Genomic DNA, 25530 nt, shown 5'->3' on the forward strand with positions numbered 1-25530 from the left:
AGGATGCCGATGCGATTTCTGCGAAAGAGCCTGACCGGGCTGTTCCTGCTATCCCTGACGCTGGGCCTTCTGGTCTATGCGGGCGTCCTGGTGCGCGACGCGGTGCAGCACGCCATGACCCAGGAGCCGCGGATGCCCAACGCCCGCGAGCGGGTTTTTACCGTCAATGTCGTCGAGGCGCGGCCCGAGGCGCTGCGCCCGATCCTGCAGGCCTTCGGCGAGGTGCAAAGCCGCCGCACGCTGGAACTGCGGGCGGCGGCCTCTGGCGCGCTTGTGGATCTAGCGCCGGATTTCGTCGAGGGCGGGCAGGTCGTGGCGGGGCAGCTGCTGGCGCGCATCGATCCGGCCGGCGCGCAGCTGGCGCTGGACCGGGCCGAAAGCGACCTGCTGGACGCCCGCGCCGAGCAGCGCGAGGCCGAGCGCGCCATCGTGCTGGCCCGCGACGAGCTGACCGCCGCCGAAGAGCAGGTGGCCCTGCGGGCGCAGGCGCTGGAGCGGGCGCAGGGCCTGCTGGACCGGCGCGTCGGCACGGCGGCCACGGTGGAGGATGCGGAACTGGCGCTGTCCTCGGCGCGGCAGTCGGTGCTGACAAGGCGGCAGGCGGTGGCCACCGCCGAGGCGCGGATCGATCAGGCCGCGACGGCCCTGCGGCGCGGCGAGATCGCCGTCGCCGAGGCGCAGCGCGCGCTGGACGACACCGAGGTGCGCGCGGCCTTCGCCGGAACGCTGTCGGATGTGACGGTGGTGGCGGGGCGGCTGGTTTCGGCCAACGAGCAGCTGGCGCAGCTGGTCGACCCGCAGGCGCTGGAGGTGGCCTTTCGCGTGTCCACCCAGCAATATGCGCGGCTTCTGAGCGATGCGGGCCGGGTGCAGGAAATGCCGGTGACCGCGACGCTGGACGTCTTCGGCACCAATCTGGCGGCGACGGGCCATGTCTCGCGCGATGGGGCGGCGGTGGGCGAGGGGCAGACCGGGCGGCTGCTGTTCGCGACGCTGGACGCGCCGCGCGGTTTCAAGCCCGGCGATTTCGTCACCGTCGCCATCGAAGAGCCCGAGGTGCGCGACGTGATCCGCCTGCCTGCCACGGCGCTCAATGCCGCCAGTCAGGTGCTGGTGCTGGGCGAGGGCGCGCGGCTGGAGGCGATGACCGTCGACCTCGTGCGCAGGCAGGGCGACGCGGTGCTGGTGCGGTCCGCCGCGCTGGAGGGGCGGCAGGTGGTGGCCGAGCGCACGCCGCTGCTGGGCGCGGGCATCAGGGTAGAGCCGGTGGGCGAAGCCGCCGCCGTGGCAGAGGCCCCCGCCATGATCGCGCTGTCGGACGAGCGGCGCGCCCGGCTGGTGGCCTTCGTCGAGGCCAATAGCCGCATGCCCGAAGAGGCGCGCAGCCGTCTGCTGGCGCAACTGGCGCAGCCCGAGGTGCCCGCCGAGACGGTGGCGCGCATCGAGCAGCGGATGGGGGGCTAGGCCGTGGTGCGCCCCCTGAACCGGGCCGCCGGCGGTGTCTTCGGCTATTTCACCCGTCACCCGACACTAGCCAACCTGCTGCTGGTGATCCTTCTGACCTCGGGCGCCATGGCGATCCCCAACATGCGGGCGCAGTTCTTTCCCGACGTGGTGGTGGACGAGGTGCAGGTTTCGGTCAGCTGGGACGGCGCCGGGGCCGAGGATGTCGACAGCGCCATCGTGCAGGTGCTGGAACCGGCGCTTCTGGCGGTCGAGGGCGTCGAGGCGTCAGAGGCCACCTCGCGCGAGGGATCGGCCCGCGTGGCGCTGGAGTTCGAGCCCGGCTGGGACATCGCCCGCGCCGTGGACGACGTGCAGCAGGCGGTGGACGCGCTGACCACCTTGCCCGAAGAGGCAGACGATCCGCGCGTCAGCCGCGGCGGCTGGAGCGACCGGGTCACCGATCTGGTGATCACCGGGCCGGTGGGGGTGGACCAGCTGGCCCGCTTCTCGGACGAGCTGATCGTGCAGCTGTTTGCCGAAGGCGTGACGCAGACGACGATCCGGGGCCTTGCGGCGCCGCGCACGGTGGTCGAGGTGCCCTCGCAGAACCTCGTGGGCTTCGACGTCACGCTGGCCGAGATTTCCGACGCCATCGCCGCCGAGGTCGACGCCGATCCGGCGGGCGACGTGGGCGGCGGCGGGGCGCGGGTGCGCACCGGGGTCGAGAAACGCTCTGCCGACGACATCGCGGGGATCGTGCTGCGCTCGAACCCGGACGGCTCCAAGCTGACCGTGGGCGAGGTGGCGCATATCCGGGTCGAGGGCGTCGACCGCGACCGCAGCTATTTCGTCGGCGACAATCCGGCCATCTCGATCCGGGTCGACCGTTCGGCGCGCGGCGATGCCATCGGCATTCAGCGCACCGTCGAGGAGGTCGCGCGCCGCTATCAGGCCTCGCTGCCCGAGGGGGTGACCATTGACCTGATCCGCACGCGGGCCGACGCGATCACCGGGCGGCTGAACACGCTGCTGGACAACGCGGCCTCTGGCCTGCTGCTGGTGGTGGTGCTGCTGTTTCTCTTCCTGAACACGCGGACCGCCTTCTGGGTGGCGGCAGGCATCCCGACCGCGATGCTGGCGGCGATCGCGCTGATGTATGCCTTTGGGCTGACGATCAACATGATTTCGCTTTTTGCGCTGATCATCACGCTGGGCATCGTGGTGGACGACGCCATCGTGGTGGGCGAGCACACCGACCACCTCGCCCGCAGGGGGCTGGACAGCTACGACGCGGCGGAAACGGCGGCCCGGCGCATGGCGCTGCCGGTCTTCTCGGCCACGCTGACCACGGTGATCGCCTTCTTCGGGCTGACCGCCATCTCTGGCCGCTTCGGCGAGATGATCGCCGATATCCCCTTCACGGTGATCGTGGTCCTGCTGGCCAGCCTCGTCGAATGCTTCCTGATCCTGCCCAACCACATGGCCCACGCGGTCAGGCATTCGGCGCATGAACATTGGTACGACCTGCCCTCGCGGCTGGTGAACCGGGGTTTCGTCCGGGTGCGCGAGACGCTCTTCCGCCCCTTCATGCGGCTGGTGATCGCCGGACGTTACGTCGTGCTGGCCGGGGCGGTGGTGCTGCTGGCGGCGAATGCGGCGCTGCTGATCCGGGGCGACGTGCCGTGGCGCTTCTTCAACTCGCCGGAACAGCCCTCGGTCTCGGGCAACTTCGCCATGGCCCCCGGGGCCACGCGCGCGGATACCATTGCCCAGATGCGGCTGTTGCAGCAGGCGACGGACGAGCTGGCCGCCGAGTATCAGGACCGCTACGGCCTCAGCCCGCTGACCTATGTCATGGCGGAAATCGGGGGCAACTCCGGTCGCGGGCTGGCCGGGACCGACACCAAGGAAAGCTGGCAGCTGGGCGGCATCTCGATAGAGCTGATCGAGGCGGACCTGCGCCCCTATTCCTCTTTCGCCTTCGTCGGCGAGTTGCAGGAGAGGGTGGAACGGCACCCCATGGTCGAGACGATTTCCTTCCGGGGCTGGCGCGGCGGGCCGGGCGGCGACGCGCTGGACGTGCAGTTCTTCGGCGCCTCGGCAGAGGTGCTGAAACGCGCCTCGGAAGACCTGAAAGAGGCCATGGCCCGATTTCCCGAGGTTTCGGCGGTCGAGGACAACCTGTCCTACGACAAGGACGAGATGATCCTCGAACTGACGCCGCAGGGGCAGGCGCTTGGCTTCGACACCGACGGTCTGGGCCGCGTGCTGCGCAACCGGCTGAACGGCATCGAGGCGGCGACCTATCCCGACGGGCCACGCAGCGCCGAGATCCGCGTCGAACTGCCCGAGGACGAGCTGAAGGCGGATTTCCTCGAAACCACGCTGATGCGCACGCCGGACGGGGCCTATGTGCCGCTGGCCGATATCGTCAGCGTCCAGCAGCGCACCGGTTTTTCCACCGTGCGGCGCGAGAACGGCGTGCGGCTGATCTCTGTCACCGGCGACATCTCCGAGGATGATCCGGCCCGCGCGACCGAGGTCATGACCGCCCTGCAGGAGGAAATCCTGCCCGCCATCGCGGCGCGCCGTCAGGTGGATTACCTTCTGTCGGGCCTGTCCGAGCAGGAAGACCGCTTCCTGAACGACGCGCGCATGGGGCTGACGCTGGTGCTGCTGGGCATCTACCTCGTGCTGGCCTGGGTCTTTGCCAGCTGGACGCGGCCCTTCGTGGTCATGGCGATCATCCCCTTCGGATTGGTGGGCACCATCTACGGCCATAATCTCTGGGACGTGCCGATGAGCATGTTCACGGTGGTAGGCCTGCTGGGCATGACGGGGATCATCATCAACGATTCCATCGTGCTGGTGACGCAGATCGACGAATACGCCCGCGAAAGGGGGCTGATCCCCTCGATCATCGACGGGGCGGCGGACCGGCTGAGGCCGGTCTTCCTGACCACCGCCACCACGGTGCTGGGGCTGGCGCCGCTGCTCTACGAAGGCTCTGCCGATGCGCAGTTCCTGAAGCCCACGGTGATCACGCTGGTCTACGGGCTGGGCTTCGGCATGCTGCTGGTGCTGCTGGTGGTGCCCGCGCTGGTCGCGGTGCAGCACGACCTTGCGCGCTTCGGCGCTTCGGCCCGGCGGGGCCTGCGCTTTCGCGTCGGTCGCGTGCGGGCGCTGATGGGGCTTGCGGCGCTGGCGGTGCTGGGCTGGCTGGCGGCCACCCTGGGCCATGTGGCGGTGACCGGCGCGCTGCCGCAGATGTTGCAGGGCGGTGCGCTGGCGGGGGCCGGGGCGCTGAACGCGGCGCTCTTGCTTTTTGCGGGCGGCGTCGCGGCGCTGGTGGCGGTGCTCTACGGGGCAGGGGCGCTGGCCCCGGCCTCGGGGCGCCCGCGGCGGCAGAAGGCGGCCTGAGGCTGGATTGTCCCCACGGACAGGGGCGCGGTTGTCGGCACAAAGGGGCGGAGCGGATATGCCGGGCCCGCGCGGGCGGCCTGCAACAAGGGTCAGAGACGGATCGCAAGCCGGGCCCTCAGCGCCCCGGCCCGCGCCGCGAGCGCCGGGGATCAGCCCGCGCAGCCCTTGATCTCCACCGGCATGCTGCCGCCCAGAACGGTGATGCGCAGCGCCGAGCGGTCCAGCGCGATGGCCCCGCCAGAGGCGTGCCGCACGGTGGTCCGGGCCACAAGGCGCCCGCCGCTCCAGCCGGTGTCCGGGTCGGCGACCCAAAGCGCCGGGTCCCGCGTTTCGATCACCGTTTCCTCGCGCCCGGTGCCGCGCGGCATGTCGATGGCGACCTCCAGACCCACGCCCTTCTTCGCCGGGGCAATCCGGCAGGAGACGCCGCGCACCCCGGCCTCGGCGCCCGAGAAGGGCAGGTTGGCAAGGGCGGCGGCGATCACCGGGTCCGGCCGGGTCGCCTTGGCGGGCAGGTCGACGGATACGCGGACCCGGTGCGGCATGCAGACATCCTTGCAGATGCCGATATCGACCACGCCGCCCAGCCGCGCGTCGCCGCGCGCGTCCTTCAGCGAGACGCGCAGGGGCAGCACCAGCTCTCCCTTGTAGCCGATCGAGCGCATGCCGGATTGCCAGAAGACCACCGGCGCCGGCCATTGCGGCGTGATGGCCCGCGTGTTGCGGGTGCCGCGCCATTGGAATTCCGGTGGAATGCCCGCTTCTCCGGGGCTGCGCCAGTAGGTCTTCCAGCCGGGCGCAAGGCGCAGGTGCAGGGCGGCCATGTGATCGCCGTTCGGCAGGCGCCAGCCGGGGCGCAGCTCGGCCTGCACGACGTTGTCATAACTTTCGGCCCGCGCCGGGGCGGTCATGGCCGCAAGGCTCAGCAGCATTGCGAAAAGGGTCAGAAGGCGTGTCATCCCTTTCAGATGGCGAGTCGGGGCTGAAATGAAAAGTCACGCTTTGGCGATGCTGCCGTGTCCGGGCAGGGCGGTGGCATGACGGACACGGCCACCCTTGTCAGTCTGCGCGCGGGTCGCCATGTTTGAAGCATGACAAGACTGCAAGAGGCGCGGGGCAGCGCAGCCATGAAGACAACGGCGCCGACCAACCTGACCGGGCATATGCTGATCGCCATGCCGGGCATGGGAGACCCGCGTTTCGAACAGAGCGTGGTGTTTCTCTGCGACCACTCTGACGAGGGCGCGATGGGGCTGATCGTGAACAAGCCCAATACCGACATCGAGATGAAGGCCCTGCTGGAGCAGCTGGATATCGCCGTCGATGCCGACCTTGCCGGGCGGCAGGTGCATTTCGGCGGCCCGGTCGAGATGGGGCGCGGCTTCGTGCTGCACACGCCGGATTACAGATCGGTGGTGACGACGCTGGAGGTCCGCGACGACATCCACATGACCGCCACGCTCGACGTGCTCGAGGATCTGGGCCGCGGCGACGGCCCGGACAAATGGCTGATGCTGCTGGGCTACGCGGGCTGGGGCCCGGGCCAGCTGGAGCGCGAGATCGCCGAGAACGGCTGGCTGGTCTGCGAGGCCTCGACGGGGCTGGTCTTCGACGCGGGTGACATGGACAAGTGGACCGCCGCGCTGCAGTCCATCGGCGTGGCGCCGGTGGCGCTGTCCTCCGAGGGCGGCCGCGCCTGACCGGCGACGGCGCCCCGCCCGGACCGCCCATCTTCTTCTTGGATCAAATACCCTCGGGGAGCGCGAGGGGCGGCGCCCCTCGTTCCGGCCCTCTCGACGGGCGCAGCGGCTGCCGCTGCCCTAGCGGTCCGCCGCCGCCCGGCTCAGGCGGTCGTTGATCGCCACGCCAAGCCCCAGATGCGGGATCGGCGCCACGGCGATCACCCGTGCGCCCTGCGCGTCCAGCCGGTGCAGGTATTCGAACAGGTTGGCCGCCGCCTCTGTCAGGTCCTCGGTTACGGACAGGTTCAGGTCGCAGTCGGTGTCCCCGAAACCCAGCCGCGCCTCGCCCTCCTCGAAATCCACCGCGTTCAGCCGCACCCGCGCACGCGGCGCGTAATGCGAGCGCGTCTGCCCGGGGGCGCTGATGTGGTCGGTCTCGCGCCGGGTGGCGACGCGGGTGTTCAGCACCTCGGCCAGATCGTCCATCGGCACGCCGCCGGGCCGCAGCAGCGTCGGCGGCCCGGCCAGTCCGAGGATTGTCGATTCCAGCCCGACCGCACAGGGGCCGCCATCCACCACCGCCTCGATCCGGTACGGTCAGCCCCTCCAGCACATGGCGGGCGCGCGTCGGGCTGATCTGTCCCGACAGGTTCGCCGAGGGCGCCGCCACCGGCCCGCCGATCTCGCGCAGCAGCGCCTGCGCAACGGGTGCCGCGGGCATCCGCACCGCCAGCGTATCCAGACCGGCCGTCACCAGCTTCGACACCGGCGCGCCATCCCGCAGCGGCAGCACCAGCGTCAGGGGGCCGGGCCAGAAGGCCTCTGCCACGCGCTCGGCAAGATGGTTCCACTTCACCAGCGCCTTGACCTCTTCCAGATCGGCCAGATGCACGATCAGCGGGTTGAAGCTGGGCCGGCTCTTGGCCTCGAAGATCCGGGCGACGGCGCGGTCGTTGCCCGCATCGGCGCCCAGCCCGTAGACGGTTTCCGTGGGAAAGGCGACAAGCCCGCCCCGTGCCAGCAGGTCGGCGGCGCGCGACAGGTCCCGCGCGCTGGCGCTCAGATGTTCGGTGGTGATCTCGACCATGTCCCCTCGTGACGCGGCGTTTCGCTGGGCAGGTTGCGGCAAGCGCTTACCCTTTCGTAAAGGTTTGCTACAAGAGACACAGTGCATTGCCAAGAACAAGGGAGGCCCCATGCCCTATCGCGCGCCTTTGGAGGATTTCCGCCGGATCCTGACGGATGTGGTGGGATACGAGCAGGTCTCCGGCACCGATCTCTACGTCGAGGCCGGGATGGAGACGGTCGAGGCCGTCCTGACCGAGGCCGGGAAGATGTGCGAAGAGGTGCTGGCGCCGCTGAACCGCAATGGCGATCTGGACCCGGCGCGGCTGGAAAACGGACGCATGCGCACGCCCAGGGGCTTTGCCGAGGGCTACAAGGCGATTGCCGAGGGCGGCTGGGTGGCAATCTCCGCCGCACCCGAAAGCGGCGGCATGGGTCTGCCCATGGCGGTCACCACCTGCGTGAACGACATGATGGGCTCTGCCTGCCTGGCGCTGCAACTGAACCCGCTGATGACCCAGGGCCAGATCGAGGCGCTGGAGCACCACGCCAGTGACGAGCTCAAGGCGCTGTACCTGCCCAAGCTGGTGACCGGCGAATGGCAGGGCACCATGAACCTGACAGAGCCGCAGGCCGGGTCGGACGTGGGCGCGCTGTCGACCCGGGCCGAACCGCTGGAGGATGGCACCTATGCCATCACCGGGCAGAAGATCTACATCACCTGGGGCGACAACGACTTTACGGAAAACGTCTGCCATCTGGTGCTGGCGCGGCTGCCCGACGCGGTGCCGGGGACCAAGGGCATCTCGCTCTTCCTCGTGCCGCGCAACATCCCCGACGCGGACGGCAACCCGGGTGTGGCGAACGACCTCAAGGTGGTCAGCCTCGAACACAAGCTGGGGATGCACGGCTCTCCGACCTGCGTGATGCAATACGACGGTGCCGGGGGCTGGCTGGTCGGCAAAGAGGGCGGGGGCATGCGCGCCATGTTCACCATGATGAACAACGCCCGCCTCGGCGTGGGCGTGCAGGGCGTGGCCATCGCAGAGGCCGCGACGCAGGCGGCGCTGGCCTATGCGCAGGAGCGCAGGCAGGGCCGCACGCCCGAGGGCACCATCATCGGCCACGCCGACGTGCGCCGGATGCTGGCCACCATGCGCGCCGATACCTTCGCCGCCCGCGCCATCGCGCTGGCGCAGGCGGTGGCCATCGACATGGGCCGCGCCACCGGCGAGGCCGACTGGCAGGCCCGCGCGGCGCTCTTGACCCCGATCACCAAGGCCTTCGGCACCGACACCGGCATCGCGGTGGCGGACATGGGCGTGCAGGTGCACGGCGGCATGGGCTACATCGAGGAAACCGGCGCGGCGCAGTTCCTGCGCGACGTCCGGGTGACGGCGATCTACGAGGGCACCAACGGCATTCAGGCCATGGACCTCGTGGGCCGCAAGATGATGGACGGCGGCGAGGCGGCCTACCGCCTGCTCGACGAGATCGAGGGCTTCGCCGAAACCGCGCGCGGCCAGATGCCCGAGCTTGCCACCCGGGTCTGGGAGGCCGCCGAATCGCTGCGCGAGACCACAGAGGCGCTGGTGGCGACCGAGGTCGCGGACCGCTTCGCCGGGGCGGTGCCCTACCTGCGCGGTTTCGCCCGGGTGCTGGGCGGCTATTTCCACCTGCGCGCCGCCATGGCCCAGCCCGAGGGCGGCGCCGCGCGGCTGGCCCGCTTCTACATCGAACGCCTGCTGCCGGAACACACGGGCCTGCTGGTCCGAGGCCCGGGCCGGTTCGGACGCGGTCATGCAGATCACGGTACGACGATCTGGCGGCGTGATGGACGGCGGCCGCTCTCCCATCGCCTATCCCTTCGATGCGCCTCCGGCGCCGGGCGAGGCCGTCGAAGTGGCCGAGGGCGTGCTCTGGCTGCGCCAGCCGCTGCCGATGAAGCTGGACCATGTCAATGTCTACGCGCTGGACGACGGCGACGGCTGGACGCTGGTCGACACCGGCTTTGACACCCGCAAGAGCCGCGCGATCTGGCAGCAGGCCCTCGCCGGCCCGCTGAAGGGCAAGCCGGTGCGCCGCGTCATCGCCACGCATCACCACCCCGACCACATCGGCCTTGCCGGCTGGTTCCAGACCGACCACGGCGCCGAACTGGTCACCACCCGCACCGCCTGGCTCTTTGCGCGGATGCTGACGCTGGACGTGCAGGACCGGCCCGCGCCCGAAACGGTGGCCTACTGGAAGGCGGCGGGCATGGCGCCCGAGATCCTCGAGCAGCGGCTGGCAGAGCGCCCCTTCAACTTTGCCGATTGCGTGGCGCCGATGCCGCTGGGTTTCACCCGCATCCGTCAGGGCGACAGGATCCGCGCGGCGGGCCGCTCCCGGGCGGTCCATATCGGCAACGGCCACGCGCCGGACCATGCGACGCTCTGGTCCCAAGACGACAATCTCGTGCTCTCCGGCGACCAGATCATCGCCTCGATCAGCTCCAACCTGGGCGTCTACGCCACCGAGCCAGAGGCCGACCCGGTGGGCGACTGGCTGGAGGCCTGTGAAAGGCTCGCCACACTGGCCCGTGCCGATCACCTCGTGCTGGGCGGCCACAAGCTGCCCTTCACCGGCCTGCCCGCCCGCATGGCGCAGCTGATCGACAACCACCACGGCGCGCTCGACCGCCTGCATGGCTTCCTCGACACGCCCAGAACCGCCGGAGACTGCTTCCCGCCGCTCTTCAAGCGCAAGATCGGCGCGGGCGAATACGGCCTCGCGCTGGTCGAGGCCATGGCGCATTGCCTGCACCTCTGGCACCAGGGCCGCGCCAGCCGCGAAAGACGCGCCGACGGCGCCTGGCTCTTCCGCGCCCGCTAGGGCCCAGCCCCCAGGCCCCCGCGCGGCGCCCGGGGCCCCAATACCCCGGCGCACCCTCTCTGCCACCACCCGGTCGGAAACAGGGCGCGGTCACATCACGGCCTGCCCCTCGCGCAGCCCCCTGTGCCTCTTCCTGGTCCAAACACCGCTGCGCCCCCGCCGCCACGACCACGCCGCCTGCGGTAGGGTGGCGTCGCACAAGGCACCCCACGCCGCCCCCGGGGCGCTCCCCTTGTGTTTCTTCTTGGTCCAAATACCTCTGCACGCCGTGGCCACGACCATTCCGCCCGCGGCAGGGCGGCGTCGCACCATCGCACCCCGCGTTGCCCCCGGGGCGCAGCCTCCGCGCTTCTTCTTGGTTCAAATATCCCGGAGCCAGGCAGCCGCCGCCGCAGCGCCTGCGCTTAATCGGCGGTGTCCATCCAGATCGTCACCGGCCCGTCATTGACCAGAGACACCGCCATATCCGCGCCGAACCGCCCGGTGGCGACGGCCAGCCCCTGCGCCTGCATCTGCGCGGCAAAGTATTCGTACAGCCGCTCGCCCTCTGCCGGGGGCGCGGCGGTGGAAAACCCGGGCCGGTTCCCGCGCGCGGTATCCGCCGCCAAGGTGAACTGGCTCACCACCAGCGCGGCTCCGCCGACATCGAGCACCGAACGGTTCATCCGCCCCTCCTCGTCGCGGAAGATCCGCAGCTTGGAAATCTTGCTGGCCAGCCGCTCGGCCTCGGCCTCGGTGTCGCCCTGCATGGCGCAGATCAGGATCAGCAGCCCCGGCCCGATCTCTCCGATGACCGCGCCCTCGACCGCGACCCGCGCCTGCGTGACGCGCTGGATCAGCGCCCTCACAGCTCGTCGGCCCAGGGGGATTGGCGCCCGCGCGGCCAACCGTCACCGCCGCCGCGGCGACGCCCAGCTCTGCCGCCGCCTCCAGCGCGTCCAGCGGTGCCGAAGCCAGAGCCTGCCGCGACAACAGCCCTGCCTTGTGCAGCCCTGCCAGGAGACCGGCGTTGAAGGTATCGCCCGCGCCGACCGTATCGACCACCGTCACCCGGCGTGCCGCGACCCGCCGCGTGCCGGCGCGCGTGACAAGGTCCACGCCCTCGGCGCCACGCGTCACCGCCACCAGCGCCGCGCCGCCGGTCAGCAGCGCCTCGGGCGCGGTGCCCAGCCAGTCCATGTCCTCGTCGGAGACCTTGACGATATCGGCCCGTCCCAGCATGCCTTCCAGCCGGGCGCGATAGCGCGCCTCGTCGGTGATGAAGCCGGGGCGGATGTTCGGGTCGATCATCACCGGGCGATCCCCGGCCTGCGCGCAGAAGGCCGCGTAGCTTTCGGCCTGCGGCTCGGACACCGGGGAAATCCCCCCGAAGAACAGCGCATCGATGCCCGGGGCCTGCAGCGGCAGCTCTGCCTCGGTCAGCATCCGCCCCGCCGTGTTCTCGTCGTAAAAGGCATATTGCGCATGGCCGCCCGTCAGCGTCACGAAGGCCAGCGTCGTGGGTCGGGCCGAGCGCGGGCAGAAGTGGTGGTCGACGCCGGAGGCCTCCAGCTCGGCGACCAGCATCCGCCCGAAGAGGTCCGAGGACAGCCCGCCGAAATAGCCCGAGGGCGCCCCCAGCCGCCCCAGCGCGATGGCGGTGTTGAAGACCGCGCCCCCCGCGTAGGGCGCGAAGGCCGGCTCTCCACCGGCGCTCTCGCGCGGCAACATGTCGATCAGCGCTTCGCCGCAACACAGGATCATGGCCGGACCTCCCTCTGGTGGCCCCGTGTTTGCGCTAGCTGCCCGGCAAAGGCAATCCTCACTGGTTCTGCGCGATCAGGTAGCCAAGCCCGCCCGCCAGGATCAGGCCCAGCACCACGGCAATGGCGATCTTCGCCGCCGACCACGGGCGTTCCCCCTGCACGCGGCCCGTGCGCCCGTTGACGACGAAACGATAGCTCTTGTCGCGATACTTGTAGGCGGCCATCCAGACCGGCAGCAGCACATGCTTGAAGGTCACGTCGCGCAACTCGGTCTCGACGTGGTGGATGCGCTGGCGGTCGCCGCCGATGTCGAACTTCACGTCGCGCTGGATGACGCGGTCCATCTTGACCCGTGCCTCCTGAAAGCCCTCGTCCAGATCGACCTGATAGCCCTCGGCCCGGAACCCGGCCAGGAACTCGGGGCGGTAGGGCTCCATCGCGGACAGGTCCCGTGGCTCCAGCGCGTCGGTATAACGCTTGGGCAGCGCCTTCGAGGCCAGCACCAGCACATCGTCGAAGAAGCGCGTCACCCGCCCCGAGACCCCGCGCCAGCGGATCTTCTGCACCTGCTGCTGCGTGGGTTTTCCGTCGCGCATCACGGTGCGGGTCTCGTAGTAGATGGTGCCGCGCTCGCCGCGATAATCCGAGGTCGTATCGGCGTCGAAGGTCCAGTAGGGCACGTAGATCCCGGTCAGCTTGCGCCCCTTGCGGGCATAGTCCTGCAACCCGTTCGGCGCGAACCAGAGCTTGCCCAGCCAGTCGACCATGGCGGCGCGCGCCTGCGCCTCGTCCATGGCGAAGGGCAGAAGGCCGCGCGGCTTGATATGGCGGTGTGTGCCGGTGTCGGTGACCACGGGCGTGGCGCAGAAGGGGCATTCCGAGGCATGGACGTCGGGGTCGAACTCCACCTGCGCGCCGCAATTGGGGCATTGCGCGACGCGGGTCTCTTCCATCTCCTGCAGGGGCAGCAGGTTGTCGATCGCCGCGCGGAAATCCAGTTCCCTGACACCGCCGTCCCGGGGACCTGCCTGAACCATCTCCTCGGTATTGCCGCAGTGATCGCAGACCAGCTTGCCCACATCCGGGTCGAAGCGCAGGTCGGACCCGCAGTTGTCGCAGGGAAAGCGGTGCTCTTCCTCGGGGTCCGTGGCCGCCGGGGGCGGGGGCAGAGTGGTCATGCGGTTCTCCCTCGGGTCGCTTCGGCGCGAGTGTTCCCGCTGCGCCATCCGGGGTCAAGGCAGGCGGTCCGGCGGGTTTTCCCCACTTGAGACCCGCGCCCGCGCCGCTATCTTCCGCAGCGCAGCAACAGGAGCGCCCGCATGATCCGCGCCACCATCCTCGCCCTCTGCCTCGCCGCCCCGGTGCAGGCCTCCGAACTGAGCTACAGCTTCCACTGGCAGGGCGCAGGCGGCTATGCGCTGCGCGGCGCCCTGTCCTACGACGCGTTTTTCGGCACCGGCGAGATCCTGCGCGAGGATGAACTGACCTGCTTTGTCATCGAGGGGCTGAAGGACGGCGACCCCATCGGTACCGCTGGGCCCCGGGCGACCTGACAGAGGACACCTCGTGGAGGCTGACCTTCGATCCCGCCCGCCCGGCCTTCGTGGTCGAGGGCGAAGGCGTCGACATGCCGCAGGCCTGGAACATGGACGGCTTCGGCACCGACTGCGGCGCAGGGGGCTTCGGCTTCAATATCGGCAACGCGGCGCAGGACATCTGCCTGGACGGCGCGCTGATCGTCGAAAGCCAGGTCGACCCCTACCGGCCCTTCCCGGTCTCTCCCGCCCCGGGGTTCGACTTCCCGCGCGATGCCTGCCGCGGCCCGGACCTGCTCAGCCTGCTGGCAGACTGACCCGGTCCGTCCGCGACCCGACGGAGTGGATTGCGGCAAAACCGGTGGCAAAACGACCGCACCGCCAAGCGCACAGACCCTCAGCTGCCGCGCCCGCCCGGCCATGAGTGCGCCCGGCCCCCCTTCTTCTGTCCGGAAAATATCCCGGGGCTCGGGGCAGAGCCCCGAAATGGGGGTCCGGGGCGCAGCCCCCGGGATGGAATGCGCGCCGAAGGCGCTCAATAGGGTCGATCGCCGGATAGGGGCGCTTATCAGACGCCCGGCGGCGGGGGCGGCGGCATGACGGTGAAAAGCTGCGCCAGTTCGACCACCGCGCCCGCCTTCTTCCAGCCGTCCTGCCCCTGCGTCCAGACGTGGGTCTCGCGGGTCAACTCCTGTGTCGCGACCATCTTGCCAAGGTCGGCGCGGCTGAAGGGGCCGGAGGTCTGGCCGTCCTTGGCGATGTGCCAGACATGTTCTACCGGGGGCGGCGGCGGCGGGGCCATGGGCGCGGCGGCGGGGGCGGGTTGCGCGGGTGCGGCCCCCGGGGCCCCTGCTGGCCCATGGCATTGGCCATCTGCATGCCCATCCCGGCGCCGAAGCCCATGCCCATGGACTGGTCCATCGCGCCGCCCTGACCCATGGCCTCGGCGGCCTTCCACTTCATGTGATCGTCGAGATTGCCCGCCAGCCCGCGCGAGGTGCGCGCGTCCAGCGCCTTTTCCACCGCCGGCGGCAGCGAGATGTTCTCGATGTAAAGCTCGGGCAGGGACAGGCCATATTGTGCGATCACCGGGTCGATGGCCTTGGCGATCAGCGCGCCGACCTCGCCGGTATTGGCGGCCATGTCCAGAACCGGGATGCCCGACCTGGCGATGTCCTTGGAAAACTCCTGCACAATGATGTTGCGGATCTGGAAAGAGATCTCGTCCATGGTGAACTCGCCGTCGGTGCCGACGATTTCCGACATGAAGAGCGCCGGGTCCACCACCTTGATCGAATAGGTGCCGAAGGCGCGGATGCGGGTCGGCCCGAATTCCGGGTCGCGCAGCATGATCGGGTTCTTGGTGCCCCACTTCAGATTGGTGAAGCGGTTGGTGTTGACGAAGTAGATCTCGGATTTGAAGGGCGACTGGAAGGCGTGGTCCCAGTGCTGCAGCGAGGTCATGATCGGCATGTTGTTGGTCTCGAGCATGTAGAGACCGGGGGTGAAGACATCCGCCAGCTGGCCCTCGTGAACGAAGACGGCGGCCTGCCCCTCGCGTACCGTCAGCTTGGCCCCGTATTTGATCTCGTGGCCCTCACGCTCGAACCTGTAGACCAGCGTGTCGCGGGTGTCGTCGGTCCAGTGGATGACGTCGATGAATTGTCCGCTGAGAAAATCCCAAATGCCCATGGCGCCCTCCTTGGCCGGATGCCTGCCGGTCCGGACGCGCGGGGCCTTGCGGCGGCCCGCGTGGTCCGGGGTATCCGGCAGGCTGATTGCCAAAAGAGGTAACAACGATGCTCGCGCAGGCCAAGGGTGCAATCGCCCCGGTGGCAGGGGGAAAAGGGGGCGGCATGCATCGCCGGGCGCCGGGCGGCGGGGGCGGGGGCAGTGGCGGTCGGGTTTCGCCTGCCCGGGCAGGCGACCGACCGGGGAGGCTCTGCCTCCCCGGACCCCACCGGGATATTTTCAGACAGAAGAAGAGCGGGGCGTGCTATGCGGCCTGTTGTGCGGGTCGCCCGGTCCCCTCCGGCGCGGTGCAGCGGGGCTTGAGGCGATCGGGCAGGGGCGCGATCCGGGGCCCGTCTTCACGGGCCCAAGGATGTCCGGTTGTCAGGACGGCCCGCCGAGCATTTCGCCGGCGCGCTTCTGGACCACGGGCAGGGCCTCGCGGGCGGTCATGCCGGGGGTCAGGGCCGGGTCGTAGAGGATCTTCAGCAGCATCTCGTCCTGGCGCGTCAGCAGGGCGAATTCGTCGTCGTCGTTGAAGATCGAGGGGCGGGCGCGCGGATCGTCGTTGCCCAGCCCCATGCCCTGCGCCACCTCTTCGTGGATGCAGGACTGGCGCAGGAGATCGGGGTGTTCCGAGCGGATCACCGCGATGGCGGTGCCGTAGTTGTAGCCTCCGGGCGTGTCAGAGAAGGCCACGACAAGGCAGTGGATGCTGCGCGGCAGGGAGTTGAACAGACGCAGGGACGAGGGGTTCACGTCGGGCACCAGCTGGCGGATGCGCGGCGCGATGAGGTCGGTGTCGTCCTCGCTCATGAACAGCACGTGGAAGTTCGCGCCGCTGTCGACCATCTGGATCGGATGGCCGGAAACCCGCGCCAGCCGCGCCGCGTAGGATTTGACCTGCGCGCGGTCCCAGTCGATCTGGTCGCGCGGCACATTGGGGCCGAACTCGACCGCCATGCGCACCGGCTGGGTCCATTTCTTGATCGCGCTGGCGCCGCCCGCGGAGGGGCGCAGCCCTTCGCCGCGCACGTATTCCTCTTCGAGGGCGATCTTGACGAAATTGCGCACCAGCATGGTGTCTGTGAGGGGGGTGTCCTCGCCGCCGCCGTCGGTGCGCAGAAGCCCGCGCGCCAGCAGGTCGCGCTGCACCTTGCCGTAGTAGCGTTGCAGGGCGAGGCTGTTCTCGGAGGGGGCACTGGGCGTGGGGGCGGGCATCGCCGCAGGGGTCACCGTCTCGGGCTTCGGCCCGACAGAGTCGGGCCGGGCAGCGGGTTTGACCGCAGAGGCCCGCGGGGCAAGCGCATTGCTGTCGCAGGCCGCAAGGCCAACGAGTCCGACCAGCGCCGCCGTGGCGGCTGTCCACAGGCCCCGCTTTGCCATGATCAGGCCGGAACCGAGCCGCCGGCATTCTCGCCGGTGCCGTCGCGGCGGGCCTTCGCAGAGGCCAGGGTGTCGCGCAGTTCCGTTTCCATCTTCTTCAGTTCCTCTTCGGCCCTGGCGCGCCGCGCCTTGCCTTCGTCCGCGATCTGGAGGCTTTCCTGGATCGTGCCGATCAGGTCGGCGTTGGCCTGCTTGACGGCCTCGATGTCGAACACGCCCCGCTCCATCTCTTCGCGGATCACCTTGTTGCTTTCCCGCAAATTCGCCGCGTTCGACGTCAACAATTCGTTGGTCAGGTCGTTGGCGTCGCGCACCGCCGCCGCCGCCGCCTCGGACCGCTGAATCGTCACCGCCTGCGCAAGCTGCGTTTCCCATAGGGGCACGGTGTTCACAAGCGTCGAGTTGATCTTGGTCACCAGGCTCTTGTCGTTTTCCTGCACCAGCCGGATGGAGGGCAGGGATTGCATCGTCACCTGCCGCGTCAGCTTCAGGTCGTGCACGCGGCGTTCCAGATCGTCGCGGGCGGCGCGCAGGTCGCGCAGCTCCTGCGCCTTCATCACCTGATCGCCTTCGGGGGCGGCGCCGACCTCGGCCTCTTTGGCGGGGATCGTCACGGTGTCCAGCTCTTCGAGCTTTTCCTCGCCCGCCGAGATGTAAAGCGCCAGCTCGTCGTAGAACTGCAGCGTCTTTTCATAGAGCATATCGAGCGACTTGATGTCCTTCAGCAGCGTGTGCTCGTGCTTCAGCAGATCGTCGGTGATCCGGTCGATCTGGCCCTGCACATCCTCGAAACGCGCGGTGAACTTGGCGAAGGGCGCGGCGCGGCCCAAGAGCTTTTCCCACCACGAGCGTTCGCGGCGCACGTCCAGCTCGGACACCGAAAAGCCGCGGATCGTGGTGACGATGTTGCGCAGGGAATCGCCCGCCGGGCCCACGTCCTTGTTGCGCACATCCGTCAGCATCGCCTGGGAAATCGTCTGCAATTCCGCCTGCGCGGCAGAGCCGAAGGACACGATGGAATTCGTGTCGGACATGTCCAGCTCTTCCATCCGGGTGCGGATTTCCTCGGACAGCGCCGGGTCGGCCTGTTTCAGCGGCACCACGGCACTGGCCTCTTGCGGGTCGGGCAGGACAACGGCGTTGACCTCGTCGACCAAGGCAACGGTCTTCTCGGCTTCCTGGCGGGTCTGTTCAGACATGATTTCGGTATCCCTTTTGGAAAGTCTTAACCCGTGGTGTCGAGATGCACGCCTTCGCGCCGCAAACGGTCGCGCAGGACCTCGATTTCCACGGAAAGGTCGGCGTTGTTGTCCAGAAGCAGCTTGTCGATCTTCTTGTCGAAGGTCTCTTCGAGATCGGTGAGCAGCATCATGAAGTCGCTCTTGGCGGCCCGGTCGGGTTTGCGGGCGTTGATGTCCGAGAACTTCACCGCCGCGTCGCGGGCGCCCATCAGGTAGACGCCGAGGAATTTCTTGGCGGCGGTCAGGTCGCGGGGGTCTTCCTCGACCGTGCGGATCATCTCGCGCACCTTGACGGTGAAGCGTTCGACCCGGGCCTCGACCTGCCGGTCGTCGGCGCGGCGCACGGCGTCTTTCATCGCGGCGAGGTATTTTTCGGCCTCGTCCACGACGCGGGCGACGCGATCCTGCTGGAAGGTGTCGACGCCCTCCATGCCCTTGTTCTTCATCGGATCGATGCCAAAGGCGCCGATGTGCAGAACCCCGGCGGCGGTGCCGAAGATCAGCGGCGCCAGAAGGCCGGGCTCCGAGGTCCAGGCGGCGATCGCGGTGCCGATGCCACAGGCCACGGCGGCGAAGAGCTTGCGCGGGATGGCGGGGCGGCGGGCGATCTTGCGGGCGTCATAGGCGGCCTGCGCCTTCAGCCCGTCGCGCAGCAGCCAGGCCCCGAGGATGAGCATCCCGGCCCCGGCCAGTCCCATGGCCAGCCCAAGGGCACCGCCGCCCAGCGACAGGGCGGCCAGCACGATGCCGGGGATGAACATGACGTTCGAGCGGGCGCCCACCGGCGTCACCTGCGCGCCCTTGTAGGCGGGGGTGCAGTCGGGCGTCTGCGGGTCGGATGATCCGTCGGGGCTGTACTTGCCGCCAAAGCGCTGCGCCATGGCTCAGAGCCCCCCGAGCCAGCCGGTCGCCACTCCGAACAGAAGCACGATCAAGAGGACGTAACAGACCTTCTGCAAGGCGTTTGCGGACATGACGGACCCCTGTCCCTTTACCCTTCCGGTTGGAACTTAAGGGCAAAATGCTGCGCTTGCTAGGGGGAAGCAGGCGGGCTTTCGCTCAGGCGGCGGATTCGCGGGGCATCCGGTCCAGCAGGCGCCGGGCTTCTTCGTCGAAGGCATCGGTGCGGGAGGGGCCGGCCAGCTTCAGGGCGCGGCTGTCGAAGGTTTCGGAGAGCGTCTCGACCTTCGCGAGGAAACGGCGGCGGGCAAAGCTGTAGCCGGGGCCGCCCTGCGCGGTCAGCAGGCGCGGGGTCTCGGTTTCGAGCAGCACGGCGATCCGGTCGGAAAGCGCCAGAACCCGGTCGAAGCGGTGCTCCTGCCCGAATGCGGCGGCCAGCTGCCGGGCCACGGACAGGCGCAGGGCCTCTGCGCGGCGCAGCAGCTCGGCGTCGGCCAGCGGGTCAAGCAGGTCCGAGACGGCGAGCAGGCGGTCGTCGAGGGTCTGCGCCTGACGTGTCTCGGTGTCGTCCCGCGAGGGTTCGGCACCGGGACTGGCCTTGTCGATCAGCGGGTCCGTGCCGAAGGCGATCAGGCTGAGGGCGGTCGCCAGAACCCCGCAGGCAATCGGCAGAAGCAGGGCGTCGAATCGGTGCCCGGCAAGGACGAAGGCCACGAGGCCCAGCAGGGCAGAGCCGAGGATCTTGCGCGGCAGGCGGGGGCTGCGGGCATCGCGGGCAAGGTCGTAATCGCGGTGGATGCGTTGCCCTACCGCGATCAGCCGCAGGGCCACCGACAGCAGCCAGATCATCGCAAGGCCGGTGGCGATCCCGGTAAACGACCCCTGGAAGACCCACAGCAGCAACGGCAGGGCGGCAAGAAACAGGATGCTCAGGCCGGAATCGAGGGGCCGGAGGTCGGAGAAGCCGCTGGGAAGGTTGTGGTCCGGGCGGGTCATCGTCGTCATACCGTGTAGCTGAGGCCGAAGATCAGGAACCAGAGGGCGACGAAGGCCAGCCGCCTGTGAAGCGTTCCCGAGGCGCGGGCGCGGGTGGTGCAGCCGGTCACCACCGACAGCGTGTCCCGGGTGACCATGCGCAGGCTGCCCACCGCGACAAGGGCGGAGCCGGCCAGGATGGAAAAGGCAATGAGCGTGATCATCATGCCTGCGAGGATTCCGCCGGAACGGGGCGAAATCGCGGCAAGCAGCGGGAATTTTCGGGAAGGCTTAACGCTGGGTAAAAGGCGCGGGGCCCCTCAGCGCCGCTTGCGCGTCACGTTCCGGGGCTTGGCGGGGCCGGGTTTGCCCGCCTTGCCCTTGCCTGCCTTGCCCGAAGGTCCGGGGCGTGCCGGCGTCTCCTGCGCGGGCGAGGGCAGGCCCAGCTGGTCGCGCACGATCCGGCCACGCACCTCCTGCACCTCGCCGGGCTTCATCTGGCCCAGCTGGAACGGCCCGTAGGACAGGCGAATCAGGCGGTTCACGGTCAGCCCGATGTCGGCCATCGCCCGCCGGACCTCGCGGTTCTTGCCCTCGCGCAGGCTGACCGTCAGCCAGGCGTTGGCGCCTTGCTGGCGGTCGATGGCTACGGTCATCGGCTGGAAGGTCTGGCCGTCGATGGTCAGGCCCTCGCGCAGCGGCGTCAGCATGGCGTCCGTGGGGCGGCCATTGACGCGCACCCGGTAGCGCCGCAGCCAGCCGGTCGAGGGCAGCTCCAGCTTGCGCTTCACGGCACCGTCGTTGGTCAGCAGCAACAGCCCTTCCGAGTTGAGGTCCAGCCGTCCCACGCTCATGACCCGGGGCAGGTCGTCCGGCAGGTCGTCGAAGATCGTCGGGCGGCCCTGCTCGTCCTTCGTGGTCGTCACAAGGCCCGCGGGCTTGTGATACAGCCAGATCCGCGCGGCTTCGGGCGCGTCGAGCGGCTTGCCGTCCACCTCGATCCGGTCGCGATCGGTCACGTTGAGGGCGGCGCGGTCGATGACCGCCCCGTTGACCGCGACGCGGCCCTCTTCGATCATGCGCTCTGCCTCGCGGCGGCTGGCAAGTCCGGCGCGGGCGATGACCTTGGCGATGCGGTCGCCCTCGGGGGTGGGTTTGGTGCTCATGGCCCCGGCCATAGCCGATTGTGCGGGGCGTGGGAACAGGGCAACGCGACCCGGCGCGCGCAGGCGCCACGGTATTTGCGGCGCTGCCTCGCCCGACCGCCTTCGCGATTCCGGTGAGACGGTGCAGATTGCGCGAAAGAACCCGGCCTTCACCCCGCGAAATTGCAAAGAGGGCAGCTCTGGGGCATCGATGTCACCGCATGGCCGCGATCTTCGGCGGGGCGCAGGAAACCCGGCAAGCCGGCACAGGACCGGGGCAGGCCCATGCCTGCGCGCCGGGCTGGCGCGGCGATTGCGCCGCCCCGGCCTGCGGATTCTCCGAGCGGCCCCGGCGGGCGGCGGTCTTGCCTGTTCCGGTTCCGGAGAGGATCCGCTATCAGGGCGCGACGCGAGACCGGAGCGCCCATGACCTTTCGCAGCCACATGCAGACCGCCCTTGCCGAGGCCCGGGCCGCCGCCGCCCGCGGCGAGGTGCCGGTGGGTGCCGTCGTGGTCTCTGCCTCCGGGGCGGTGATCGCGCAGGCGGGCAACCGCACGCGCGAGACCAACGACCCCACCGCCCATGCCGAGATCCTCGCCATCCGCGAAGCCTGCCGGGTGGCGGGGGCGGAACGGCTGCCCGACCATGACCTTTACGTCACGCTGGAGCCCTGCCCGATGTGCGCCGCCGCGATTTCCTTCGCGCGCATCCGGCGGCTGTACTACGGCGCCGCCGATCCCAAGTCCGGCGGCGTCGCGCAGGGGCCGCGGGTCTTCAGCCATCCGCAGGCCCATCACTGCCCCGAGGTCTACGACGGCATCGGCGCGGAAGAGGCCGCGCGGCTGCTGAAGGCTTTCTTCGAGGCGCGGCGATGACACGGGTGATCCTGTTCAACAAGCCCTTCGGCGTGCTGTCGCAGTTCACCGACAAGGGCACCGAAGGCAGCCCGCGCCCGACCCTGTCGGGATTTGTCGATGTGCCGGGCGTCTACCCGGCCGGGCGGCTGGACCGCGATTCCGAAGGGCTGCTTGTTCTGACCGACAACGGGCGTCTTCAGGCGCGCATCGCGGCGCCGAAATTCAAGCAGCCCAAGACCTACCTCGTGCAGGTCGAGGGCATCCCGGACGACCGCCAGCTGGCGGACCTGCGGGCGGGGGTGGTGCTGAAGGACGGCAAGACCCTGCCCGCGACATGCGAGCAGATCGACCCGCCCGGCCTGTGGCAGCGCGATCCGCCGGTGCGCTTCCGCAAGACGGTGCCGGATTCCTGGCTGTCGCTGACGATCCGCGAGGGCAGGAACCGGCAGGTGCGGCGGATGACGGCCCATGTCGGCCTGCCCTGCCTGCGGCTGGTGCGCTGGTCGGTCGGCGACTGGACGCTGGAGGGGCTGGCGCCGGGGACATGGCGGGACGCCTGAGGCGCCGGGGCCTGCGACTGTCGCGGTGACCGGCAAGACCGGGGAGCGGGGCCGCTGTCCGTGACGCCAGCCGCGCGGTTGGATGTTTCAGGCGCAGGGGTGTGGCGCGCAGCGGGCGGGCCGGGCGCGGCTGGGCCGCGAAGAGGGGGGCTCTGCCCCCGCCTGCGGCTCCCCCGGGATATTTGCGGACAGAAGAGGCAGGGCCCAGGCGCCTGGCCCGGGGGTCAGACCCATTTTGCCAGAGGCGGCAGGCTCATGAGGACGGCGTTGGCGTCATGGCCGGTGGCGAGGCCGAATTTCGTGCCGCGGTCGTAGACGAGGTTGTATTCCGCGTAGAGGCCGCGGTGCACCAGCTGGGCCTCGCGTTCGGGCTTGCCGAAGGGCAGGGGGCGGCGTTTCTCGATCAGCGGCAGGAAGGCGGGCAGGAAGGCGCGGCTCGATGTCCTGCGTCAGGGCGAAGTCGGCCTCCCAGTCGCCGGAATTGCGGTCGTCCATGAAGATGCCGCCGACGCCCCGGGCGCGCTTGCGGTGCGGGATGTAGAAGTATTCGTCCGCCCATTCCTTGAGGCGCGGGTAGAGGTCGGCGCCGTGGGGCGCCAGATGCGCCTCTTGCGTGGCGTGGAAATGCGCGGTGTCCTCGGCGTATTCGAGGCAGGGGTTCAGGTCGGATCCGCCGCCGAACCACCAGGCCCCCGGGGTCCAGAACATCCGCGTGTTCATGTGGACGGCGGGGCAATGCGGGTTCTGCATATGGGCGACGAGGCTGATGCCCGAGGCCCAGAAGCGCGGGTCCTCGGCGATGCCCGGCACGCCGCGCGCCGCCATGGCCTGCTGCGCCGCCGCGCCCAGCGTGCCGTAGACCGTCGAGACGTTCACGCCGACCTTCTCGAAGACCCGCCCGTCGCGCATGACGCTCATCAGCCCGCCGCCCGCGTCCGCACCGTCGTCGGCGTGGCGGGTGGTTTCGCTGACGTCGAAGCGCCCGGGGGCGAGGTCGCGGAGCGGGCCCCTGTGGTGGCTGTCCTCCAGCCCCTCGAAGGCGGCGACGATCTGGTCGCGCAGGGTGCTGAACCACGCGCTTGCGCGGGCCTTTTCCTCTGCCATGGGTGCGGTCACGGGCGCCTCCTTCTTCAATGCGCGGGGGCGGCGACCGGGTCGAGCAGGGTGCGCCCGCCGTCCACGGTGATGATCTGCCCGGTGACGAAGCCCGCCCCGTCGCAGGACAGGAACTGCACCGCCTCGGCCAGCTCTCGCGGTGCGGCGATGCGGCCCAGCGGCGTGTGGTCCTCGATGTCCGAGCGGTAGGTCTTGTGGGTCTTCAGGGAATCCTTGAGGCTGGCCGACATGACCGAGCCGAAGGCCACGGCGTTCACCCGGATGCGTTCCGGCGCCAGCGCCACGGCCATGGAGCGTGTCATCTGGTCCAGCGCCGCGCAGCTGACCGAGTAGCCCAGCAGGTCGGGGTGCGTGCGCCGCGCGGCGATGGACGACAGGTTGACGATGGCGCCGAGCTGACCGTCGTCGCCGTCCTGTTTCTCGGCCTGCTTGATCATCCGCCGGGCCACCAGCTGCGACATGCGGTAGGCGGTCATCAGGTTCTGGTTCAGCAGCTGCATCACCGTGTCGTCGCTGCAGTCCAGCGGGTCCGAGGGCAGCATCTGCCGCGAGCCGTTGACCAGGATGTCGACCCGGTCAAAGGCGTCCAGCGTCGCCGACAGCAGGTTCGCCATGGTCAGCTTTTCGCGCAGGTCGCCGGCGTAATAGCGGATCTGGCTGTCTTCGTCCGCATTGTCGCATTCCTGCGACAGGCGCTCTTCGTCGATGTCCGCCAGCATGACGTTGGCGCCCTTGTTCGCGAAGTGCCGCGCGATGGCGAGGCCGACGCCATTGGCCGCGCCGGTGATGATGGCGGTCTTGCCTGCGATGGAGAAGCTCATGCGAGGGGCCTTTCGCCGCTAGGGTGGGTCAGCGCCGCTTGCGCGCTGCGTGCAGGATCTTGAAGCGGGCGTCGCCGCCGATCTCGGTCGTGTCACGGAACAGCGTGTCCAGCGCGGTCTCGTATGGCAGGTGGCGGTTGGCCACAAGCCAAAGCTGCCCGTGCGGGGCAAGAACGCGGGCGGCGGCCTCGATGAAGGCGCGGCCGAGGGCCGGGTCGGCGCGGCGCCCGCTGTGGAAGGGCGGGTTCATGATCACCGCATCCAGCGGCGCGGCGGGCGCCCAGCGGGTGGCATCGGCCCAGTGGAAGGCCGCGCGCGGATCGGTGACATTGGCCCGGGCGCAGGTCAGGGCGCTGTGGTCGGCCTCGACAAGGTCCAGCGATGTGACGCCGGGCCGGGCCGAGGATCTCGCGCGAGAGCCAGCCCCAGCCCGCGCCAAGATCCGCGACGCGGCCCTTCAGCGTGGCAGGCAGGACCGCGGCCAGGGCGACAGAGGCCGGGTCGGCCCCGTCGGCGGAAAAGACGCCGGGCGCGGTGATGCCGTCCGGGGTGTCGAGCCTGTCGGGGCGCCGCCAGCCGGACAGCGCCTGCGCGGCGCCGGGGGCGCGGAACCACAGGCATTTGCCATGGGCCTTGGAGACCTGACCCAGCACTTCCACCCGGCTGCGCAGGGCCTTCGCGATGGCCTCTATGCCGTCGGTCTTTGCCCCGTCGACCACCACGAGGTCGGTGGCAAGGGCGGCTGCGCGGGCGATGCGGTCCTCTGCCAGATCGCGGGCGCGGGGCAGGGTCACGATGGCGGCGGCGGCCTTGTCGGGCAGGGCAGGAGAGGCCGGCAGCCCCCGGGCCTCCCATGCCTCGACGTCGGGGCGGAAGCCCTGCACGACCCGGGCGCGCTCTGCCGCGACCGGCAGGTCGGCGTCGCCGGGCGCACCGTACAGAACGACCGGGCCGCTGTCGGGCAGGACAAGTCCGCCGGAGGCGACGGCGTAGGAGAGGCGTGAACTGCTCATGGCCGAGGGCAGGC

At 69.7% G+C, this 25530-nt stretch carries 19 protein-coding genes and 5 pseudogenes; 9 read left to right on the forward strand and 15 right to left on the reverse strand.

Annotation, left to right across the window (positions count from 1 at the left end):
- Window positions 1-9 precede the first annotated feature (9 nt).
- Entirely contained in the window at window positions 10-1464 is a 1455-nt protein-coding gene (locus tag ABFB10_RS10920; RefSeq protein ID WP_347166551.1) for an efflux RND transporter periplasmic adaptor subunit, read from the forward strand.
- A 3-nt stretch (window positions 1465-1467) separates the two neighbouring features.
- The gene (locus ABFB10_RS10925; RefSeq protein WP_347166552.1) at window positions 1468-4866 is read left to right on the forward strand and encodes an efflux RND transporter permease subunit; all 3399 of its coding nucleotides are present in this window, start codon (window positions 1468-1470) and stop codon (window positions 4864-4866) included.
- A 152-nt stretch (window positions 4867-5018) separates the two neighbouring features.
- Here ABFB10_RS10925 and ABFB10_RS10930 read toward each other — a convergent pair whose 3' ends face one another.
- Window positions 5019-5828 carry a protein-disulfide reductase DsbD domain-containing protein gene (locus ABFB10_RS10930; protein ID WP_347166553.1) on the reverse strand — a complete coding sequence of 270 codons (810 nt, stop codon included), beginning with the start codon at window positions 5826-5828 and terminating at the stop codon, window positions 5019-5021.
- 132 nt (window positions 5829-5960) lie between these two features.
- On the opposite strand from ABFB10_RS10930, the gene ABFB10_RS10935 reads away from it, so the two are divergent.
- Entirely contained in the window at window positions 5961-6569 is a 609-nt protein-coding gene (locus tag ABFB10_RS10935) for a YqgE/AlgH family protein (RefSeq protein ID WP_347166554.1), read from the forward strand.
- A gap of 120 nt (window positions 6570-6689) precedes the next feature.
- Here the strand turns inward: ABFB10_RS10935 and ABFB10_RS10940 are convergent.
- Window positions 6690-7638 (reverse strand): annotated as a pseudogene (locus ABFB10_RS10940) (L-threonylcarbamoyladenylate synthase).
- A gap of 109 nt (window positions 7639-7747) precedes the next feature.
- Here ABFB10_RS10940 and ABFB10_RS10945 point away from each other — a divergent pair.
- Together ABFB10_RS10945 and ABFB10_RS10950 are read left to right on the forward strand one after the other, a co-directional pair.
- Window positions 7748-9631 (forward strand): acyl-CoA dehydrogenase family protein, encoded by a 1884-nt coding sequence (locus ABFB10_RS10945; RefSeq protein ID WP_347166555.1) that lies wholly within the window; start codon window positions 7748-7750, stop codon window positions 9629-9631.
- Complete coding sequence (locus ABFB10_RS10950; protein ID WP_347166556.1) at window positions 9519-10490, forward strand: MBL fold metallo-hydrolase; 972 nt, start codon at window positions 9519-9521, stop codon at window positions 10488-10490. The genes ABFB10_RS10945 and ABFB10_RS10950 overlap by 113 nt, the downstream gene beginning before the upstream one ends.
- A 404-nt stretch (window positions 10491-10894) precedes the next feature.
- Here ABFB10_RS10950 and dtd read toward each other — a convergent pair whose 3' ends face one another.
- From dtd to ABFB10_RS10965, 3 genes and pseudogenes are all read right to left on the reverse strand, one after another.
- Window positions 10895-11338, reverse strand: a complete 444-nt coding sequence (gene dtd / locus ABFB10_RS10955) for a D-aminoacyl-tRNA deacylase (protein ID WP_347167997.1) — start codon at window positions 11336-11338, stop codon at window positions 10895-10897.
- 13 nt (window positions 11339-11351) lie between these two features.
- A pseudogene (locus ABFB10_RS10960) lies at window positions 11352-12233 on the reverse strand (carbohydrate kinase family protein); the annotation flags it as partial.
- 58 nt (window positions 12234-12291) lie between these two features.
- Window positions 12292-13413, reverse strand: a complete 1122-nt coding sequence (locus ABFB10_RS10965) for a TFIIB-type zinc finger domain-containing protein (protein WP_347166557.1) — start codon at window positions 13411-13413, stop codon at window positions 12292-12294.
- A gap of 141 nt (window positions 13414-13554) precedes the next feature.
- Here ABFB10_RS10965 and ABFB10_RS10970 point away from each other — a divergent pair, with 141 nt between their 5' ends.
- Both ABFB10_RS10970 and ABFB10_RS10975 read left to right on the forward strand, forming a co-directional pair.
- Window positions 13555-13788, forward strand: a complete 234-nt coding sequence (locus tag ABFB10_RS10970; RefSeq protein ID WP_347166558.1) for a hypothetical protein — start codon at window positions 13555-13557, stop codon at window positions 13786-13788.
- A gap of 50 nt (window positions 13789-13838) precedes the next feature.
- Entirely contained in the window at window positions 13839-14087 is a 249-nt protein-coding gene (locus tag ABFB10_RS10975; RefSeq protein ID WP_347166559.1) for a hypothetical protein, read from the forward strand.
- Window positions 14088-14338: 251 nt separating this feature from the next.
- Here ABFB10_RS10975 and ABFB10_RS10980 read toward each other — a convergent pair.
- The 7 genes and pseudogenes from ABFB10_RS10980 to ABFB10_RS11010 all read right to left on the reverse strand — a co-directional run bounded on the left by ABFB10_RS10980 (window position 14339) and on the right by ABFB10_RS11010 (window position 21169).
- Window positions 14339-15462 (reverse strand): annotated as a pseudogene (locus ABFB10_RS10980) (SPFH domain-containing protein).
- Window positions 15463-15885: 423 nt separating this feature from the next.
- Window positions 15886-16887, reverse strand: a complete 1002-nt coding sequence (locus tag ABFB10_RS10985; protein ID WP_347166560.1) for a DUF2927 domain-containing protein — start codon at window positions 16885-16887, stop codon at window positions 15886-15888.
- A 2-nt stretch (window positions 16888-16889) separates the two neighbouring features.
- The gene (locus ABFB10_RS10990) at window positions 16890-18086 is read right to left on the reverse strand and encodes a toxic anion resistance protein (RefSeq protein WP_347166561.1); all 1197 of its coding nucleotides are present in this window, start codon (window positions 18084-18086) and stop codon (window positions 16890-16892) included.
- Between the two features lie 26 nt (window positions 18087-18112).
- Window positions 18113-19009: a 5-bromo-4-chloroindolyl phosphate hydrolysis family protein gene (locus ABFB10_RS10995; RefSeq protein ID WP_347166562.1), complete on the reverse strand. Its 897-nt coding sequence runs from the start codon at window positions 19007-19009 to the stop codon at window positions 18113-18115.
- 178 nt (window positions 19010-19187) lie between these two features.
- Window positions 19188-20033, reverse strand: a complete 846-nt coding sequence (locus tag ABFB10_RS11000; RefSeq protein ID WP_347166563.1) for a hypothetical protein — start codon at window positions 20031-20033, stop codon at window positions 19188-19190.
- Window positions 20030-20230 carry a hypothetical protein gene (locus ABFB10_RS11005; RefSeq protein WP_347166564.1) on the reverse strand — a complete coding sequence of 67 codons (201 nt, stop codon included), beginning with the start codon at window positions 20228-20230 and terminating at the stop codon, window positions 20030-20032. The genes ABFB10_RS11000 and ABFB10_RS11005 overlap by 4 nt, the downstream gene beginning before the upstream one ends.
- 93 nt (window positions 20231-20323) lie before the next feature.
- Complete coding sequence (locus ABFB10_RS11010; RefSeq protein ID WP_347166565.1) at window positions 20324-21169, reverse strand: pseudouridine synthase; 846 nt, start codon at window positions 21167-21169, stop codon at window positions 20324-20326.
- A gap of 405 nt (window positions 21170-21574) precedes the next feature.
- Here ABFB10_RS11010 and ABFB10_RS11015 point away from each other — a divergent pair, with 405 nt between their 5' ends.
- Window positions 21575-22024, forward strand: a complete 450-nt coding sequence (locus ABFB10_RS11015) for a nucleoside deaminase (RefSeq protein WP_347166566.1) — start codon at window positions 21575-21577, stop codon at window positions 22022-22024.
- Window positions 22021-22566, forward strand: a complete 546-nt coding sequence (locus tag ABFB10_RS11020; protein ID WP_347166567.1) for a pseudouridine synthase — start codon at window positions 22021-22023, stop codon at window positions 22564-22566. Before ABFB10_RS11015 ends, ABFB10_RS11020 begins: the two co-directional genes overlap by 4 nt.
- A gap of 224 nt (window positions 22567-22790) precedes the next feature.
- Here ABFB10_RS11020 and hemF read toward each other — a convergent pair.
- The 3 genes and pseudogenes from hemF to ABFB10_RS24095 all read right to left on the reverse strand — a co-directional run bounded on the left by hemF (window position 22791) and on the right by ABFB10_RS24095 (window position 25516).
- Window positions 22791-23670 (reverse strand): annotated as a pseudogene (gene hemF, locus ABFB10_RS11025) (oxygen-dependent coproporphyrinogen oxidase).
- A 26-nt stretch (window positions 23671-23696) separates the two neighbouring features.
- Window positions 23697-24503, reverse strand: coding sequence for an SDR family oxidoreductase (locus ABFB10_RS11030; RefSeq protein WP_206563120.1), 807 nt, complete (start codon window positions 24501-24503; stop codon window positions 23697-23699).
- A gap of 28 nt (window positions 24504-24531) precedes the next feature.
- A pseudogene (locus tag ABFB10_RS24095) lies at window positions 24532-25516 on the reverse strand (class I SAM-dependent methyltransferase).
- Window positions 25517-25530: the final 14 nt, after the last annotated feature.

The sequence above is a fragment of the Ponticoccus litoralis genome (assembly GCF_039769985.1).
GTDB classification, from domain to species: Bacteria; Pseudomonadota; Alphaproteobacteria; order Rhodobacterales; family Rhodobacteraceae; genus Ponticoccus; species Ponticoccus litoralis.

What these genes read in the sequence shown, in the direction of transcription:
- ABFB10_RS10970 (WP_347166558.1), top strand. Translation starts at nt 13,555, where the DNA reads ATGATCCGCGCCACCATCCTCGCCCTCTGCCTCGCCGCCCCGGTGCAG.
- ABFB10_RS11005 (WP_347166564.1), bottom strand. Translation starts at nt 20,230, where the DNA reads ATGATGATCACGCTCATTGCCTTTTCCATCCTGGCCGGCTCCGCCCTT.
- ABFB10_RS10990 (WP_347166561.1), bottom strand. Translation starts at nt 18,086, where the DNA reads ATGTCTGAACAGACCCGCCAGGAAGCCGAGAAGACCGTTGCCTTGGTC.
- ABFB10_RS10945 (WP_347166555.1), top strand. Translation starts at nt 7,748, where the DNA reads ATGCCCTATCGCGCGCCTTTGGAGGATTTCCGCCGGATCCTGACGGAT.
- ABFB10_RS10965 (WP_347166557.1), bottom strand. Translation starts at nt 13,413, where the DNA reads ATGACCACTCTGCCCCCGCCCCCGGCGGCCACGGACCCCGAGGAAGAG.
- ABFB10_RS10920 (WP_347166551.1), top strand. Translation starts at nt 10, where the DNA reads ATGCGATTTCTGCGAAAGAGCCTGACCGGGCTGTTCCTGCTATCCCTG.
- ABFB10_RS11020 (WP_347166567.1), top strand. Translation starts at nt 22,021, where the DNA reads ATGACACGGGTGATCCTGTTCAACAAGCCCTTCGGCGTGCTGTCGCAG.
- ABFB10_RS10935 (WP_347166554.1), top strand. Translation starts at nt 5,961, where the DNA reads ATGACAAGACTGCAAGAGGCGCGGGGCAGCGCAGCCATGAAGACAACG.
- ABFB10_RS10985 (WP_347166560.1), bottom strand. Translation starts at nt 16,887, where the DNA reads ATGGCAAAGCGGGGCCTGTGGACAGCCGCCACGGCGGCGCTGGTCGGA.
- ABFB10_RS11000 (WP_347166563.1), bottom strand. Translation starts at nt 20,033, where the DNA reads ATGACGACGATGACCCGCCCGGACCACAACCTTCCCAGCGGCTTCTCC.
- ABFB10_RS11030 (WP_206563120.1), bottom strand. Translation starts at nt 24,503, where the DNA reads ATGAGCTTCTCCATCGCAGGCAAGACCGCCATCATCACCGGCGCGGCC.
- ABFB10_RS10995 (WP_347166562.1), bottom strand. Translation starts at nt 19,009, where the DNA reads ATGGCGCAGCGCTTTGGCGGCAAGTACAGCCCCGACGGATCATCCGAC.
- ABFB10_RS11010 (WP_347166565.1), bottom strand. Translation starts at nt 21,169, where the DNA reads ATGAGCACCAAACCCACCCCCGAGGGCGACCGCATCGCCAAGGTCATC.
- ABFB10_RS11015 (WP_347166566.1), top strand. Translation starts at nt 21,575, where the DNA reads ATGACCTTTCGCAGCCACATGCAGACCGCCCTTGCCGAGGCCCGGGCC.
- ABFB10_RS10930 (WP_347166553.1), bottom strand. Translation starts at nt 5,828, where the DNA reads ATGACACGCCTTCTGACCCTTTTCGCAATGCTGCTGAGCCTTGCGGCC.